Annotated in this window: 15 protein-coding genes and 1 pseudogene; 15 read left to right on the top strand and 1 reads right to left on the bottom strand. The window is 54.9% G+C overall.

Annotated features, from left to right (window positions below; translation table 11 throughout):
* The first annotated feature begins 18 nt into the window (after window positions 1-18).
* The 3 genes from F8N62_RS00495 to F8N62_RS00485 are packed head-to-tail and all read left to right on the top strand — an operon-like array spanning window position 19 to window position 4,062.
* Window positions 19-1,674 (top strand): bifunctional 3-(3-hydroxy-phenyl)propionate/3-hydroxycinnamic acid hydroxylase, encoded by a 1,656-nt coding sequence (locus F8N62_RS00495; RefSeq protein WP_191632330.1) that lies wholly within the window; start codon window positions 19-21, stop codon window positions 1,672-1,674.
* A gap of 14 nt (window positions 1,675-1,688) precedes the next feature.
* Window positions 1,689-2,537: a VOC family protein gene (locus F8N62_RS00490; protein ID WP_020300874.1), complete on the top strand. Its 849-nt coding sequence runs from the start codon at window positions 1,689-1,691 to the stop codon at window positions 2,535-2,537.
* Window positions 2,538-2,580: 43 nt separating this feature from the next.
* Window positions 2,581-4,062, top strand: coding sequence for an aldehyde dehydrogenase family protein (locus F8N62_RS00485; RefSeq protein WP_047531102.1), 1,482 nt, complete (start codon window positions 2,581-2,583; stop codon window positions 4,060-4,062).
* Between the two features lie 63 nt (window positions 4,063-4,125).
* Here F8N62_RS00485 and F8N62_RS00480 read toward each other — a convergent pair whose 3' ends face one another.
* Entirely contained in the window at window positions 4,126-5,190 is a 1,065-nt protein-coding gene (locus F8N62_RS00480; RefSeq protein WP_020300876.1) for a hypothetical protein, read from the bottom strand.
* Window positions 5,191-5,496: 306 nt separating this feature from the next.
* Between F8N62_RS00480 and F8N62_RS00475 the strand changes: the two genes are divergently transcribed.
* From F8N62_RS00475 to F8N62_RS00425, 12 genes and pseudogenes are all read left to right on the top strand, one after another.
* Complete coding sequence (locus F8N62_RS00475; RefSeq protein ID WP_020300877.1) at window positions 5,497-6,792, top strand: PucR family transcriptional regulator; 1,296 nt, start codon at window positions 5,497-5,499, stop codon at window positions 6,790-6,792.
* A 221-nt stretch (window positions 6,793-7,013) separates the two neighbouring features.
* Window positions 7,014-8,009, top strand: a complete 996-nt coding sequence (locus F8N62_RS00470; protein WP_090406428.1) for a hypothetical protein — start codon at window positions 7,014-7,016, stop codon at window positions 8,007-8,009.
* Between the two features lie 96 nt (window positions 8,010-8,105).
* Window positions 8,106-9,104 carry a transporter gene (locus F8N62_RS00465; protein WP_032904495.1) on the top strand — a complete coding sequence of 333 codons (999 nt, stop codon included), beginning with the start codon at window positions 8,106-8,108 and terminating at the stop codon, window positions 9,102-9,104.
* Window positions 9,105-9,539: 435 nt separating this feature from the next.
* A pseudogene (locus F8N62_RS32220) lies at window positions 9,540-10,169 on the top strand (HAMP domain-containing protein); the annotation flags it as partial.
* Window positions 10,170-10,238: 69 nt separating this feature from the next.
* The gene (locus tag F8N62_RS32215; protein ID WP_371101270.1) at window positions 10,239-11,027 is read left to right on the top strand and encodes a methyl-accepting chemotaxis protein; all 789 of its coding nucleotides are present in this window, start codon (window positions 10,239-10,241) and stop codon (window positions 11,025-11,027) included.
* Between the two features lie 248 nt (window positions 11,028-11,275).
* Window positions 11,276-12,028 carry a hypothetical protein gene (locus tag F8N62_RS00455; protein ID WP_150709205.1) on the top strand — a complete coding sequence of 251 codons (753 nt, stop codon included), beginning with the start codon at window positions 11,276-11,278 and terminating at the stop codon, window positions 12,026-12,028.
* A 115-nt stretch (window positions 12,029-12,143) separates the two neighbouring features.
* Complete coding sequence (locus F8N62_RS00450; RefSeq protein ID WP_020300882.1) at window positions 12,144-12,374, top strand: AlpA family transcriptional regulator; 231 nt, start codon at window positions 12,144-12,146, stop codon at window positions 12,372-12,374.
* Window positions 12,375-12,378: 4 nt separating this feature from the next.
* On the top strand, window positions 12,379-13,221 hold the full coding sequence (locus F8N62_RS00445) for a ParA family protein (RefSeq protein ID WP_020300883.1): 843 nt from the start codon (window positions 12,379-12,381) through the stop codon (window positions 13,219-13,221).
* Between the two features lie 85 nt (window positions 13,222-13,306).
* A complete protein-coding gene (locus tag F8N62_RS00440; protein WP_076964377.1) occupies window positions 13,307-13,516 on the top strand; it encodes a hypothetical protein in 210 nt (69 codons plus the stop codon).
* A 14-nt stretch (window positions 13,517-13,530) separates the two neighbouring features.
* A complete protein-coding gene (locus F8N62_RS00435; RefSeq protein ID WP_020300884.1) occupies window positions 13,531-15,117 on the top strand; it encodes a ParB family protein in 1,587 nt (528 codons plus the stop codon).
* The gene (locus F8N62_RS00430) at window positions 15,114-15,662 is read left to right on the top strand and encodes a DUF2857 domain-containing protein (protein ID WP_032903632.1); all 549 of its coding nucleotides are present in this window, start codon (window positions 15,114-15,116) and stop codon (window positions 15,660-15,662) included. The genes F8N62_RS00435 and F8N62_RS00430 overlap by 4 nt, the downstream gene beginning before the upstream one ends.
* Window positions 15,659-16,849 carry an STY4528 family pathogenicity island replication protein gene (locus F8N62_RS00425; RefSeq protein WP_020300886.1) on the top strand — a complete coding sequence of 397 codons (1,191 nt, stop codon included), beginning with the start codon at window positions 15,659-15,661 and terminating at the stop codon, window positions 16,847-16,849. The genes F8N62_RS00430 and F8N62_RS00425 overlap by 4 nt, the downstream gene beginning before the upstream one ends.
* The last annotated feature ends 158 nt before the right edge of the window (window positions 16,850-17,007 follow it).

The following is a 17,007-nucleotide window of genomic DNA, read 5'->3' as shown; positions in this document are numbered from 1 at the left end:
GTCACCGAGGGAATAAAAATGACAACCCTTACACCCGTGAATACTGACGTACTGATTATCGGTGCCGGCCCGACAGGACTCACGTTGGCCAACCTCCTCGGACAGGCCGGCGTGCGTACGACCATTCTTGATCGTAAAGCCGGCACCGTGACTGAACCGCGTGCCGTTTCGATCGACGATGAGTCGCTGCGAACCATGCAGGCAGCCGGGCTGGATGAAGCCGTGTTGGCTGACGTCGTCAAAGGCTACGGCGTTCACTACTTCGACAAGCCAGGGGGACGTTGCTTTGGCAAGGTCGAACCTGTCGGCAAGCAATACGGCTACCCCAAACGCAATGCGTTCAGGCAACCCCTGTTCGAACGCACGCTGATGCAAGGTATGGAGCGTTTCCCTAGCCTGACTCCGCTTTTCTGCCATGAACTGATCAACTTCACACAGAACGCCTCAGGCGTTCTCGCTCGAATACAAAATGCGGCCGGTGACACGGTTGAGGTGCACGCCCAGTACATGGTTGCCTGTGATGGCGGCAGAAGCCCGGTTCGAAAACAACTGGGTATCGATATGGTGGGTTCCAGCTTCAAGTCCCGATGGTTGGTCGTGGATCTGGATCAGGACGATGACCCGTTCTGGCAGACTCGTGTGTATTGCGACGCGCAGCGACCTGTCGTAGAAGTGCCCGGCCCTCATCAGACACGTCGCTTCGAGTTCATGCTCAAAGACGACGAGACTGATGAGCAAATGCTCAGCGACGCTAGCCTTGGCAACTTGCTGCGGCCGTTCCGGGGTGAAAAAGCTTATTCGCTGGTGCGCAAAGTGGTCTACACCTTCCACGCCAGGGTTGCCTCTCGCTGGCAGGAAGGTCGTGTTTTTCTCGCCGGTGACGCTGCGCACCTGACCCCACCCTATGCGGGCCAAGGCATGAACAGTGGTGTGCGTGATGCGCATAACATCGCCTGGAAACTTGTGGCGGTACTCCGGGGACAAATGGCGAAAAGCGCCCTCGAGACCTATGAAAGCGAACGCCGCGATCATGCCTGGGCGCTGATCAAGCTGGCGCTGAATCTCGGGGTGGTCATGGCGCCGGCTTCAGCCTTGCGCGCCAAACTCATTACCAGCACCTTCCGCGTGATCGGGCTGATCCCGCCTCTGCGCGATTACTTTCTGCAAATGAAGTTTAAACCAAAGCCTCGTTTTACCCAGGGCCTGGTGTTATCCCAAGGTAAGGCCGGCAACCTGCGCGCCGGGACCATGCTGCCGCAGCCGACTCTTTTCGACTCTCACGGCTGCGCGCAACTGTTGGATGAGCACATCGGCCCGGGCTTTGCCTTGATTCAATATGGCGATCTGCGCAGCCAACGCATGGATCAACTGCAGCACCCGCTCTGGACCCACCTGGATGCCAAGCGCATCGTGATCATTCCACAAGACGCTCCGCTTCCGCCCCCTTTGGCGGGACTCACGATCGTACATGATCGCAACGGTGAGTTAAGCGCACTGTTTGCCGAGGCCAGCACCTTCCTGCTGCTACGTCCCGACCGCTATGTCGCCGCCATATTTGACCAGGCTCAGGAGTCAGAAACAGCTCTGGCTCTTCAGTCCTTGTTGGGCATTGCACAGGCTACGACAGTCGCCGTCGCGGCTGCCAATACCGCCCATTCCCCAGTTACTCTTTGATCGCGGAGTTTTCCATGACGACCCTCCAGACTTCGACCCCTGCTCAACTGTGCTACCTGCACCTGGCAAGCAAAGAACCTCAACGCCAGGTAGATTTTTATACGCGAATGATGGACATGCGCGCATCGCCACAAGCAGATGGCAGCCAGGTGATGCGGGGGCCGAAACGAGCGGCAATCATTTCGCCAGCCGACCATAGCGGCCTGCTGGCCGCTGCCTTCAACCTCCACTCCAACGCCAAACTGGAAGCGCTGCGTCAGAACCTGATTGAGCGTGAATGCCAGATGGATCCGGTGACCTCGCCTTTACTTGAGCCAGGCGCGTTTGCCATTCGGGATCCACAGGGTCGCCAGACAATATTCGGCGTAGTACTTCCCGATACAAGTGCTGAACTGCAAGGCATGCCGTCGAGGTTGCAGCACGTTGTGTTCCAAACCACCGAGCTTGAGACGATTATCGACTTTTACGTCAACACCGTTGGCTTCACCATTTCCGACAACGTGGTCGACCAGGAAACCGGCCAGCTCATGGTGTGTTTCCTGCGCTCCGACGACGAGCATCACTCCCTCGCCTTTTTCCGTGGGTCGAAGAATGAATGGGACCACCATTGTTACGAAACCAATGAGTGGAATGACATTCGTGATTGGGGCGACCGGTTTGCCAAGGAGCGCATCAGCATTTTCTTCGGCCCTGGCCGTCATGGTCCGGGCAACAATCTGTTTTTCATGGTGGTCGATGCCGATCGGAACCGACTGGAATTCTCGGCCGAACTTGAACTGGCGCCAGCAGACCGTGAAGCCGGCGTATGGCCGCAGAGTGAGCACACTCTTAACTCCTGGGGCCGCGCCTGGATGCGCACCTGATTTTGCAGGGAAGTCAATCCATTAAATTGATCGAGTCGCCTAAATGAACAACCAGAACGCACCCGCTCCATTTGCCATTCAAGGTCATCAATACATTAACGGCCGCTGGCAGCCAGGTCGCTCAACCAAACGCCTGGACAACCGCAACCCCTTCAACAACGAGTTGCTGTTGGACATGCCGCTCGCCTCGGTCGCCGATCTGGATGAAGCCTATCTGGCCGCCGAAAAGGCACAGCTGGAGTGGGCTGCGCTACACGCCGGCCAACGGGTTATGTTGCTTGAAAAGCTTGCCGTTATCGTTGCGCAGCGCAGTGAAGAAATTATCGACTGGCTCATCAAAGAGTCGGGCAGCACTCGAATCAAGGCTGGCATCGAGTGGCAAAGCACGCTGAACCTGGTCCGAGAATGCGCGAGCATGCCGATGCAAGTAGAGGGTCGGATCTTGACCAGCTACAAGCCCGGCGAACAGAGCTTTGTGTTCCGTGATCCACTTGGCGTTGTGGGGGTGATCAGCCCATGGAATTTTCCGCTTTATCTAAGCATGCGCTCCGTTATTCCGGCCTTGGCATTAGGTAATACCGTAGTGCTGAAACCTGCGAGTGATACCGCTGTCAGCGGCGGATTGTTGATCGCCTACCTACTGGAGGCGGCGGGCTTCCCTGCGGGCACCATCAACGTTGTTGTGGGCGCCGGATCGGAAATCGGTGACGCCTTCGTGGAACATCGAGTACCCAGGCTGATCTCGTTCACCGGTTCTACGGACGTGGGGCGCAATGTCGGGCGCATCGCCACGGGTGGCAAGCACATCAAACGCGTTGCTCTTGAACTCGGTGGTAACGCGCCACTGGTGGTGCTGAATGATGCCGACGTTGAAGTGGCAGCTCACGCAGCCGTGGTCGGCCGTTTCCTGCATCAAGGGCAGATATGCATGAGCGTCAACCGAGTGATTGTTGATCGCACCTTATACCCGGCGTTTGCAGAACTTGTGGTGGAGAGGGTCAGCAAGCTGAAAGTGGGTAACCCTAATGATGCGGACACCGTGATTGGGCCTGTCGTCAATCAATCGCAATTGAATGGCCTGTTACGCAAGATTGATCAGGCACACAGCGCTGGCCTGACTAAACTGTTCGGCGCTTCAGCCAACGGTCTGTTGCTCCCACCGCATGTTTTCGGCAACGTAAAAGCCGATGACGCCCTGGCGGTAGATGAAACATTTGGCCCACTGTTACCAATGCTCATAGCCGACGATGAAGCGCACGCCCTGCGACTTGCGAATGCCAGCGAGTATGGGTTGTCCAGTGCGGTATTCACCCAAGACATGGCGCGCGGGTTGCAGTTCGCTCGTGGCATCGTCGCCGGCATGACGCACATCAACGACATCACCGTCGATGACCAGCCAAACGCGCCCTTCGGAGGTGAAAAGAACTCCGGGCTCGGGCGTTTCAACGGTCATTATGCCGTCGATGAATTCACTCGCGCACACTGGGTGACCTGGCAGCCAGGTGGTCACCACTACCCTTTTTAATGCACCACGCAGTCAGCCCCTGTCGGGGCTGATTGTCATGCAGGGCAACAAGGTGAGTTGGCGTTACTCGTCGCCGCCCAAAGCCGCTACCTGAGCCTCTATGGACTTGATGCTTTGTTTGTCGGCTGCATTTTGCGGTGTAACGCCATCGCCCAAAGCGGCATGAAAAGGGCAACCGACAAATTTAGGATCATTCTTGTACGTTTCGACGTAATGCTCGGGGAATTGCTTGTCCAGCGCCTGGATGCCCTTTCGCACTTCGGCTTTATCTTCACTGGACATGTTCATCCGCTCTTCGATATAGGCTTCAGTCGGATCGTCGGCATTCATTTCCATCATGCCCATCATGTAGCCGGCCAGTTGCGGCAAAAGCTGGGCCGCGGCGGGGTCAGGGCGGTCGACCTGCATGGTGTCGAGCGTGGTGGTCAATGACATGGCGCGCAGTAACTGATGGCCAAACCAATGCAACTCCTTGGGGAAGAAGCGGAAGACAAACTGCTCATGAATCGCCGTGATAATGAGATTGCCACGTTCAAGCTTGGGTTTTGGAGCATTTTCGAAGGCTTCGCAAAATTCCACGAGCGCGTCGAAACTATCCGGGTAACCAGTGATCGGCTGATCGTTTTCAGCACGGAAGAGTTTGCACATGTCACGCCAGAACAAGTGCGCGGCAATCTTCTCGTTCTCGGAGAGGCCCGGGGCGCCCATCTTCAACTTCAGACGGTGCATTGTGATGGCGGTGAATGCACAGACGTACACGTAATCGTCATTATAAGAAAAGGCACCGGGATACTGCTTGGCCCAATGCGCATGAAGATTATTAATACCTTCAACCGACTTGATGGTGCGGCTGTCTTCAGGACCGTAGAACCACCACAGCGCATTGGCGCTGCCGGTCTGCTCTACACGCGAGGTGGACCGTGAAACGACTTTGCCACCGTCTTCACGCCAGACCGCTCTGGAGCCCCAATCGGTGACGACAAAATTAGGGAAGGTCAACGCGTAGATGAAGTTCTGCATGAAGTCGTTCAGCCCGTAGCTGTTCGATAAACGCCAGATTTCAATGTAATCCTTGCTTGGGTCGAGGCTTTGGATTTTGGCTTGAATCCACTTTTTAGGGGCAGACATGTAGATCCTCTCTTCGCTTGAGTGCACATAGTGAATACGAAAATAGAGGCCTCTGATCAGCGGCCTTCAGTCGTCAGACAGAAGCGCTCATGGCGCAACGTCTGGGTGCTCTCGATTTAAAAACACCACCACTTACGATAGGGCCTCGCCCCGGGCCAGTCTCCGGTCTGTCCATCCAAGCTCGACGGCGTTTTTGGTATTGCAGTATCACCGCGACGCTATACTGCAATCACAGTGCGCTGGATCCCCACGGGCGGCTGCGTGATGCGTACATAAATAATCATTACGACTCACAGGGAGTACCGTTTGACTACTGATCTCTATTCTCACCTGCAGCCAAAAGGCTCGGTCGAGGACGCTTTTTCCAAGGCGGTGATTGGTCAGCATCATCTGACCAATGCTGTGTTGAAGATGGGTGAAGGTGCGGTGGCCTGGGCGCTTGAGGAGGCCGCCAGTTCCCTCAAGCGCTTGCAGGACGAATTTCAAACGGTGCCTGACTTGCCGACGCCAGAGATACGCCTCAACCTTGAAACGCTCATCCTCGATATATTCATGAGTTCGTTATCGAGAAACAGTGAGCACTTTACGCTGAAATTGATCCCTTCAATGGCGCGACAAGCTGCACGTCGCGAAGTACCGTTCAGCAGCATCGTCAAAAACATGCGAGCCAACCAGACTATCTGGGTCAATCATTTTTTCACCGCGTCGGCGTCCAGGACTTTTGCACCCTCAACGGTTCAACGGTTAGTCACCAACGGTGCATGCGTGGTGGATGAAATCATCGAGCACTTTGTGCTGTGCTACCTGGACGAGCGTCAGGTGCTGATGGAAAGTCAAATCGCGAGACGCCGCGCCCTTGTGGAAAAGTTGATCGGCAATGCGGGCGCGCTTCAACCATTCGAGCTAAAGCAAATCAAAAAAGATCATGGCCTGGATCTTGAGCATTTCCATGTCGGTATCATTATTTCTGATCTCAACACCAAGCTCAGCTCAGACTTGGGTGAGTTACAACGCAATTTACAAGATGCAATCATCGGCGATACACCGCTGGTAGTTTCCTTCACTCAGCATTTGACATGGGCTTGGGTCAGTACACCGCGCGCCCCTACTCCGACCCAACTGAAACGACTTGAAGAAACACTGGGGCAATTAAGTGGAACTCAATGTGCACTGGGTGAACCAGCGAAGGGCCCTGCTGGGTTCAGGCGTACTCATCTTCAAGCCAGAGATGTCAGTAGCGTTGCAATCCTTTCCCCAATCAAAGGCGTCATGCGCTGGGCTGACCATGTCCTGACGATCCTGGTCGGTCAGGATCTTGAAAAGGCCGCGTGGTATGTCGACTCCGTGCTCGGACCTCTGGCAAACAAATCAGAGAAAGCCGGCGGCTACCGCCAAACACTCAGCGCTTACTTGCAGTCAGGCAACAGCTTGCTCCACGGTGCTGAAGCGCTAGGTATTCACCGCAACACGCTAGTGTATCGACTGCAACAGATAGAACTACTGCTGGGTTGTCCTATCAAGCAACGAGAGCTCGAAATACGCTGCGCCTTGCACCTGATCACCCAGTACGAGGGCCGTGTCCTCAAGCATGAAAGGGAATAGAAACAGGTAAACAGTGAGATTGATGTATCCCAGTCGATAGACCATCAACGCACGTTTCAAGCGCTCGAGGGCCGCCGTACTGCAATACCAAAACCAATCATTATTTTGGTTTTCCGGCCTAATGACTGCGCTCGGTACTTCTTCTAACTTGTAAGCCATCCGCAGGAAGCGCAATGACCATGCGCCCAGTGAGATGACAACAAAAATAAGAGGAAAACCCGATGACCCGCAAATGGATCGCCGCGCGTATTGATCAGCTCGACCCTGCTACCGACTATGACGAGATCTGGAAACTCTCTGCGGCTTATCGGCCAACCGACTTCATCATGAATCTTGTGTACGCCGTCACTTTCCCTCACTTCTTCGTAAGGGAACTGGACGCGTTGCCTCTCATTGACAACGGTGACGGGAAAATTCTAAAAAACTCATTCAGACGCTCCGATGACACATCCTGGAAGATGCAGGTTTGGTGGCATTACGGTTCACACCACGACAAGACCCGCGAAAACGTTGAGTCGATAAACAAAATACACTCCCACTACGCTCAGCGATTTGGCGAGAGCTTCAGCCGCAACGACACCTACGTCTACACGCTTTGCTATGAAGCAGCCGGCATGCATCGCCTGATGCAACGCGTAGGTATGGCGGGCATGAGCGAAAAAGAGAAGCTCGCCGCTGTTAAATACTGGCACCAGATGTCAACCATTTTTCGCAACGCCGGGACGGGCGAAGCGATTACAGGCTTCCCTGATTCCTTTGATGGAATCATGGCCTTCATGGATCGCTGGGAAAGTGAGGATGTTCCCAAACACGACATGGGCCCACCGGCGGCGCGAGCAATAATCCAACAGTTCGCCGATCGTTATTTTCCAAAGTTCTCACACTCTCTGGTATTTGCCTGGGTGATCAGTCTTTATCCCGATCATCTGATCCGCGCCTACGAACTCAAACGACCCTCACCGTTGGCCAGGAAAGCATTGCGTTTGTTTACTGCCGGTTTTCTGTGGATGGGGGAAAAGGTGATCCCTGATCCGAAGGACACCTTCACGGAACGCCGGCAAGTGGCGCATGCCGCCAAGCGCGCTGCGGGTGCATCTAAAACACCAGATCAGCAGAGCGAGCAGGCGAAAGTCGCGGGTTGCCCTTTCCATCGATTCAGAGCAAAGCCCTCAGCGTCTGATGCCGCGAGCCCAGGTACCACGCAAGCAAAAAAATAATGTGCCAAAAGCACATTGGTACCAGATTGCTTGATGCAAAAGCACTCTGGGAATTACCAAATAGCGCCAAAAAAAATAACAATAGAGCCAACAACGATGAACACAATAAAAAAAATTTGTCCAGCCTTGCTAGTCCTCGCCACTCTCTCGTCCCTAGAAACTGTAGCCGCCAACGGCCCTCCACCGCCTAGCGTTGGGGAGCCGAACGGGATCAATCTGGGAGGCACCAGTTTTTACGATGGATTTGCCGGCCTGCCCGGCTTTTCGTTCCAGCAATACTTGAAGTACACCAGCGCCAGTTCGATTCGAAATAACTCGGGTAAGGAAATCAAAGACTTTGATAACCCGAAGATCAATGTCACCAGCCTGATCAACCAACTCAGCTATTACTCGCCCAACACTATTGGCGCGGGCGCACACCTGGGCTGGAACATCATTGTGCCGATCGTTTCACTCGACGGTGACTTTGGTAGCAACGGTCCACAACTCAAGGACAACGCCACTGGAGTTGGCGACGTCACCACCGGCCCGCTGGTGCAGTTCGATCCTATTGTCGATGAGCATGGACGACCTATTTTCGTCCAGCGCCTGGCACTGGATGTGTTGTTACCCGTCGGTAAATACGATGAACACAAGGACCTCAACCAAGGATCTAACTTCTACTCGATCAATCCTTACTGGGCGGCGACCTGGATGCCCGCACCCCGCTGGGAAGTGAGCTGGCGCTTGCACTATCTGCAAAACTTTAAAAACAAGGACCCAGCCAGCAGTTCAGTGCAACTGTTCGAAGGTCAGCCTGTGCGTGATACCCAGGCAGGCAAAGCGGCATGGATTAACTTTACTGCCTCCTATGAAGTGATACCCAACGTCTCAGTTGGCCTCAATGGGTATTACTTCAAACAAATAAGTGATGATGAGGTCAATGGTCACCGCCTCGCCGACTCTCGCGAAAAAGTGCTTGGGATTGGCCCTGGGGTGTTCTGGAAAGTAGGCGATGGTGATGGTGTCTGGTTCAACACTTATCGTGAGACCGAAGTAGAGAACCGCGCACGCAACGACTACGTCGTGCAGGTACGTTACGCGCACACCTTTTGAGGTCAAGAGCATTATCCTCGATGTAGCGATACGTCGAGGTGGCGCTCAACTCTTCCCCGCCACGGACGCGTTGGCTTCCAAGTTAACCGTTCGTCGAAATAAATATTGGATATGGAAGTGGGTCGACAAATGGAAGGTGGGCCTCAACGAGCTGAACGGCAATCTGCAGGTAACTCCTACCGAGCACAATAGCCGTTCGTGTGTCTTTTGCGTTTGTCCGGCTGCACTGAAGATTAGCGCTACCGAGAACATATCCGTCGTTCACACCGAGATCGCCTATGACTTGTGCTACCTCAGTAATGCTTAATTCTACACAAATTTCAGATCCGCGTTTCGCCGATTATCTCGCCTACTCCGCAATGCCGCGAGTCGCATCAGGATGAAATTAACCCTGCATCGTTTCTGCTGAAAGACCACGCCAATAAAACGAGATCCATGATGCAATATTCGCTCGCAGGCAAAATGATGATGACGCTCACACTGGTCATGCTTTGCGTTTCACTCGCTGTCGCGACGCTCAACTATCAATTCACGTCTCGGGAGTTGAGCAGACAGCAACTCAGGCAAGCCACTACGTTACTTGAGCTTGCGGCACAATCCCTAAGCGAACCGCTCGCGAGTGGTAATCAGGCTCAGATCGAAAACTTGCTGAATGAACTGTTGCGCGCCCCCGATGTTAATGGACTAACGGTGCGCGATTCCCGTACGCAACGTTCAACTTCTGTCAGTCAGAAAAACGCGGCTAATGTCTCCTTCCGGCTCAACACACAGGTAATGCATCATGGTCAGGCGCTGGCTATGCTGGATATTGAGTTCAACAACCAGGCGCTGAGAACGACCCTGAAAACTGTATTACTGCAAAACTTGGCAGTCACCGCAGTTTTGTTGCTCGCTACCTTGGGGACTGTGTGGCTATTGACCCGGCGTCACATTCTGCGACCAGTCAAAGAGGTCAGCCTTTGCCTGGCGCAGATAGCACGAGGTGAAGCTGACTTGAGTAAACGCCTAGATGCCAGTTGCCCTGATGAAATTGGTGAGTTGGCTGGCAACTTCAACCTAGTGCTTGAACGGCTATCGAACCTGATTGCGGATGTCGGGCTCGTCTCTAGCGCTCTCGATCAGCATGCCGGTGAAATGGACATAACAACTGGTCACACCTCGCACGCTACCGCCCAGCAGGTTCAGCAGGTCGAATCCGTAGCCGCTTCCGTGCAGCAACTCGCTCGATCCGCCATCCAGGTTGCCAGACACGCCTCGAGCACTAGCGCACAAACACGCGAGTCGGCAGCCCATGTCTGCGAAGGGAACGCCATGATGGACGCCAGCCAGCAAATGGTCGAACGCCTGGGGACACAGATAGCCCATACCGCTCTGAAACTGGGTGACTTGATGCGAGACAGCGAGGGGATCGGTGCGATGGTGGTCACTATTCGCGGGATCGCCGAGCAGACCAACCTTCTCGCCCTGAACGCCGCCATCGAAGCCGCACGAGCCGGTGAGCAAGGACGAGGATTTGCCGTGGTCGCTGACGAAGTCCGTGCCCTGGCGCTAAAAACCCGCCAGTCGACCGAAGTCATTGAAAATATTGTCACCCAGTTACAGGGCGCAGCGCATCAGGCACGAGAAGCCATGGAGGGTTGCCAGAATGCGCTGCAGGATGCGGTGGGCACCTCACGGCAAGTCGGTGAGTTCCTGACGCGAATCAGCGAAAACATTCAGGGCATCAATGAAATGAACCAACACATTGCTTTGGCTGCTCAGGAGCAGAGTACTGTCGCGGAAACGGTGAACGAAAATATCATCACCATTCACCGACTGAGTGATGGAGTCTCCCACTATGTCAATGACCTGGCTGATGGAGCACGACTCCTGAATAAGCAAAGTCAGTTGCTGCACCACAGAATAAGCTCTTTCAAAGTCTAGCGATGCATAGGTTATTGGGAGAAGCACCGTGGTGCTGTGCGTCTAAATCGTCAATTGAAACAAGCGTAAGAACTCGATAACCAGAGTGCATTAGGTGCTTAATGCTCGGATCTCTCACGAAAAAAAGGATATCGATTTACCAACAAATAAAACCGAATCAAGGGACAGTTGCCGCACGGAAGCCCAGCTAGTAAAGGCCATAAAAACGTAGTTAGCGGATCTGCTCCCTCGAATATGAGGCTGCTCCTATGTATGAACCCGACAGCTACAACGTTTTTGCAAAAATTTTTTATCGGCCCATTGACGCAGCTATACGCTGGTGCAATCTCATGGCTCATGAAACCCAAATACTAGAATCGGCTTGGGACAGTCCTGCGCTCCTGTCAAAATACTTCCCCCAATGGCCGTGCCTACAGGCAAATACCGAAAAAATTATAGATGCCATTCGCCATGGCGACCTGGCCTATGGCTGCTTCGGCGTGTCGGTCACGATTGGCACGCCCATCGATTGCAGTCAGATAACTATCCGCCATACTGACCTCAGAGTTTGGATGGCGCGCTACTACCCTGACCAAAGACCAAGCTTTCTTTTCGAACAGTCCTTCAACCAACAAGGAGCTATCAGCCCTGGCACCTATCTGGCCTTACAAGCCGACCGAGATGCAATGCAATTGCGGATAAAAAATATAGAAGCGTCTTATCAACAACTACTCGATGAGCTTGAGGCAATGGGGTTGGAAAGAGAAAATATCCATCAGTTACTAAAGTCCAACAGTAAACTCAGTGACCGCAGTGAAATCGGCTACCTGAAAGTCATAGGGGCGTTGCTTGAACTAATCTTAGGACACTCGCCATCAGGTAAACCGCACTCAGTATTTGATAGTCAATCCTCCATCGTCAATTCCATCTCAGCTCATCGCAAAGACGATCCTGGCCTGAGCAAACGCACGCTGGATGCAAAGTTCGCCGCAGCCAATCGCATACTCAAAAAAGGTATCTGAGTGGAGCAATTGCACTGCAATACCTCTGATTGCAGTGCAATGACTCTCCCCCACTTCTGCTATTCAATTCAGGTCACTTCCCACCACGCGCCAATCGGCGCCAGGAGTGACCAGCATGTCCAGCCAATCCTTACCCATCGTTGAAGCACCTCAACTGCAGGTAGAACGCCACATCATGCGACGTGACGAGGTGGAGCGAAAAACCGGCTTCAAACGCGCGCACATCTACAACCTGATGAAGGAAGGTAAATTCCCTCAGGCTAAACGCATTGGATTGCGGGCAGTCGGTTGGGACTCGCTAGAAATCGAGCAGTGGGTCGTTGAACGCTTAGGCAAACAGGCCTGATGCCATGCGTGTGGTATCGGTGGTTTCCACCAAAGGCGGGGTGGGCAAAACCACAGTAGCCGCCAATCTCGGCGGCCTACTGGCTGACGCAGGCCTACGCGTCCTGCTACTGGATCTGGATAGCCAACCCACCCTCTCCAGCTATTACGCCTTGAGCCAGAAGGCTGATGTCGGTGCGTACGAGTTCATCGCACTCAACCTAGCTATGCCTGCCCAGATTATTTCCAGGACAGTGATTGCAGGGCTCGATCTGATCGTCTCCAACGACGATCAAGGTCGACTGAGTACCTTGCTGCTGCACGCCCCTGACGGGCGATTACGCCTACGCAATCTGCTCGACAACTTCCGCGCCCGTTACGACCTGCTTTTGATCGACACCCAAGGTGCGCGTAGCGTGCTGCTGGAGATGGCCATCCTGGCCTCCGACCTTGCCCTCTCTCCCATCACCCCGGAAATGCTCGCCGCCCGCGAACTGCAGCGTGGCACCTTGAAGCTACTCAGCGAACTCGAACCTTTCCGCCACCTGGGCATTCCACCCCCACCCTTACGACTGCTCCTGAACCAGGTGAATGCCATTCGAGTGGACACCCGGATGATCATCCGTGGCCTGCGCGAGACCTTCGCAGGGGCTAACAACATCTCGGTTCTAGACACCGCAATTCCGGAGCGAGTGGCGTACCTCAACGCCGCCTCCCTTGGCCTACCGGTCCACCGAGTCGAGACACGCCAGTCACGGGAACGACGCTCGCCATCCGCGATGGAAACCATGCAAGCGCTGGCCATCGAGTTGTTTCCGGAATGGCGCGAAGCGATTTCTAGGGTGGGCAGGTGCACGGAGGTTAAATGACACCATTCACCATGCCGGCACTTCTCGCCCAATCATTGTGTTTGCTCGACCTTATAGCCAACAGCGTTTGGCAAGGAGTCTTCTGATGTTGGATCAACTTCCCATCATCGCTCCACCATTCACTCGACCACACCACCCATCTGGCGATGAATACTGCACTGTCGTCTTTCGCCTGCAGGGTGGACGCTCGGCCATGGGTTGGCTCCTCGCAGAGCTTTCCAGACATTTCGAAGGTTCGGGGACTGCCAAGATCGTCAAGTTCGAGGTCGGTGACCATTTGCGTAACCGGCGTTAACTGAGGTTGTTCCGATGAAGAAGCTCAGTCAGGCGCAGATCACCGACAAGCTGCACCAGGACCACTTCCCTCGAGGTCCAGAACTGGAGCGGCTATCCGATCCACTTACTGACACGCCTATGCTGGTCACTCTGGAGCAGTTGCGGCCCTACGAACACAACCCTCGATTCATTCGTAATCCGCTGTATGACGATATCAAGGCTTCGATCCGTGAACGCGGGCTGGATCAACCACCGCCGATTACCCGTCGCCCGGGAGAAACCTATTTCATCATCCGCAACGGCGGTAATACGCGCTTGGCGATTCTCGGCGAGCTGTGGCAGGAAACTCGCGACGAGCGTTTCTTTCGGATTCACTGCCTGTTCCGACCTTGGAGCAATGAAACCAACGCCCTACTCGGCCATTTGGCGGAAAGCGATCTGCACGGCCAACTCACGTTCATCGAACGGGCTCTGGCGGTAGCCAAACTCAAAACCATGCTTGAATCGGATGGCCCACAGCTCTCACAACGGGAGCTGGCTCGACGTCTTGCCGCTGGGGGCTATCCGATTTCACAGTCGCACATCAGCCGGATGCTGGACACCCTCGAACACTTATTACCCGCCATTCCACAAACTCTGTATGCCGGGTTGGGTAAGCCTCAGATAGAGCGTCTGATCGGTCTACGTAGTCAGGCTGAGCGAATCTGGAACCGTTATCCAACTGCCACAGTTGCATTTGCAGAGTTCTGGCTGGAATCCATGGGTTACTTCGATTGCGATCCTGAATCCTTTGATCTTGAGAAGATCCAGGATGAATTACTCGAACGCATGAGCCGCTTGCTCGGACAGTCCTACCGTATGCTGGCCCTGGAGCTGAGCGATACCCAACGGGTCGTATCCACGCCTGGGGCTGTCACTACCAGGCCCTCAGAGAACATCTATTCGCCAAGCGAACATGAAGCCGCGGCAGAACCGCCCTCCTCCGACACTGAATCACAATCAACCCAGGTCGAGAGCAGGATAGAGTCAGTTTCAGAAGAACTGCTCGCAGAACCCGAAACAAATGTTTCACCAGCGGTCAATCCTCGATCACGCGTTCAACAGATTCGTGAGCAAATCGATCGCGAGATAGCCACCAAAGCGACGTCTCCAGTCGAAACCTGCCCAATCGACGACCTCTGGACGATCACACCAACGCTGGATACACCCGAACAACTGCGTTTAGCCATTGCCGGACTGGCGCGAGAAATGGCGGCCTATGCCGGATACCCCGAGAGCATCATCGGTCAGCCGCTTGGCTTGGGCTTCGCCCTGAACATCGAGCGAGTTGATCTTGCAGCGCCTCACGCAACCGGCGTTCACCTACTGCTCATGGCCCTGCTGCGCGCTCAAGACGACGTCAACTGGGAAGATCGTAAGCAACTGCCGTCAGCGCTGTTCGGCCAATTGTTGCTGGGGATCTATCAACTCCCGCTCACAAATCGTCCCGCCGTGGACGTGGGACTGGAGCGGCTGCCCGACAGGCTGTTAATCAAACTGTATCGCCTGATCCGCCTGGCCCGGCGTCTGATCGACTTAACGATTCCCCCTGAAGATAGCTCACCGAAGGAGCTGCCATGAACCTGTCCTTCAATGTGCTCAACCAGGCCATGCTGACCCAGATACTGCATGAGCTGCGCCAGGGTAACCTGCAGCGCTGCAAGGCACTCGGACTGGGTGAGGACGACATCTACCTGTTGCAATCCTTACCGCCCACTACGTTGTCGCGCCTGGCCCATGCAACCATCCCCTGGGTTGAGATCAAGATTGACTCGCCGGTGCTGCATCGGTTGATCGAGCAAGCCGAACGTGACGAGCAGAACGAGCGCTTGATCAACCGCGCGCTCAAGCTCGGCGCCAGCAGCACCATCATGTACCAATGCTTTGGCTTGGCGCATTCGGAAACCGCCCTGCGTCGACGTCTGCTCAAGATAGAAACCCGAAAAGGTCGCCCTCAGAATTTGAGCGAGGCGCAGGAGCATGCGCTCTGGCAGCGTTGGTGCCAACTACGCGCTCAGGACAGTACCGAGGACCAGCTCGACGCCATGATGATGCTGGCGGAGGAGCAACAAGTCAGCTTGACCATCGTCTGGCAACAAATCGACCAGTACAGCAACGGCACATGAACACAGCCCCTTCCAGTCGTTGGCAGCGTGTCCTGCAGCAATGCACCCAGCATCTGAGTGAACGCTGGCCCGTACGCCCTACCACTGAACAACCCTCCAACCAGGCCCTGCAAGCTGGCTTTCTATTCAGTGGCCAATCTCACGAAGTCGTGCCACGTCGGCTGCTGTTGGATAGTCGGTTGACGCCGTTGGAACGCAATGCCTGGCAGGTGTTTCGACTCATGCTGCAAGGCCAGGGCGTGGTCACGCCGCGCTATGAGGATTTGCAGCCTTACCTGTCGAGCGTGCCCTACGGTGCGTCAGCCTCCCGTGAAACCATTGCTCGGGTGTTGACGATGCTCAGGTTGACGCGCTGGCTCAGTTTGGTGAGTCGCGGACGCGATCAGCTCAGCGGACGTCTTCAAGGTTTTCTGTATGTTCTGCACGATGAGCCGTTAACCCCCGCCGAAGCCATGGAACTGGATCAGGATTACCTGGCGCTGGTCGGGCATGCCCTCGGTCATGCGACGAAGGCGGTGCGTATTGTCGCTCAGCACGTTGTGGAGGAAGTCCGCCAGGACACGAATATCGATCGTGATCGGTTACCGACGCGGCTCGACAGCTGGGGCGAACACTGGACGCAGCAAGGATTGGATCAGCCAGCCGTTGATGCCTTCCACGATTCCGAACGGGAGGAAGATCACCGCGTTCGGAATCGTGCAGGCCCTCGTTCGGATTCCGAACCGGGCCTGAACGTCAATGTTTCAGACACCGTTCGGAATCCGAACGCCGCCTGTACTGTATTAAAAGAAAGTATTTGTACAGTACCGCGCGCGACCGCAGCGGTGGATAACCTGCACTGGCCCGCTGCGCTGCACCTGAGCCCAAGCGAGCGTCAGGCCGTCGCCGTGGCGCTGAACAAACTCAAACCAGCGGATCGGCAGGCGGTGCTCAACGAAGCGGGAGCACGTTGTGCGGCCGGTGGAATCCGCAAGCCAGCGGCGTATCTGATGGGCCTGATCCAGCGCGCACTGAAAGGTGACTTTCGTCCTTGGGCAGGTCAGGCCGAACCTTCACCCATTGCAGAATCACCTCCACCCGCTCCCTCGCGGCCATCTCGACAACAGGGCGAACCCGCGTCTGCCCTCGCACAAGCGTGCCTGAATGAGCTGCGCCAACTGCGTGGCAAACGCGGTGGACCTCAGTAGATTTGATGCCAGTGGCATCAAATCCATGGTGTTCCACTCTACGAACACATCGGACCAAACTATGAAACTCTTAGGGAAAAGCCGGGACATCTCTTTCGATGAACGTAGACGTCAGTAGATTTGATGCCGGTGGCATCAAATCTACTGACGTCTCCATA

The organism is Pseudomonas fluorescens (genome assembly GCF_902497785.1).
GTDB lineage: Bacteria > Pseudomonadota > Gammaproteobacteria > Pseudomonadales > Pseudomonadaceae > Aquipseudomonas > Aquipseudomonas fluorescens_BO.
The sequence above is the reverse complement of the archived record's forward strand: the minus strand, read 5'-3'. Positions and strand labels throughout refer to the sequence as shown.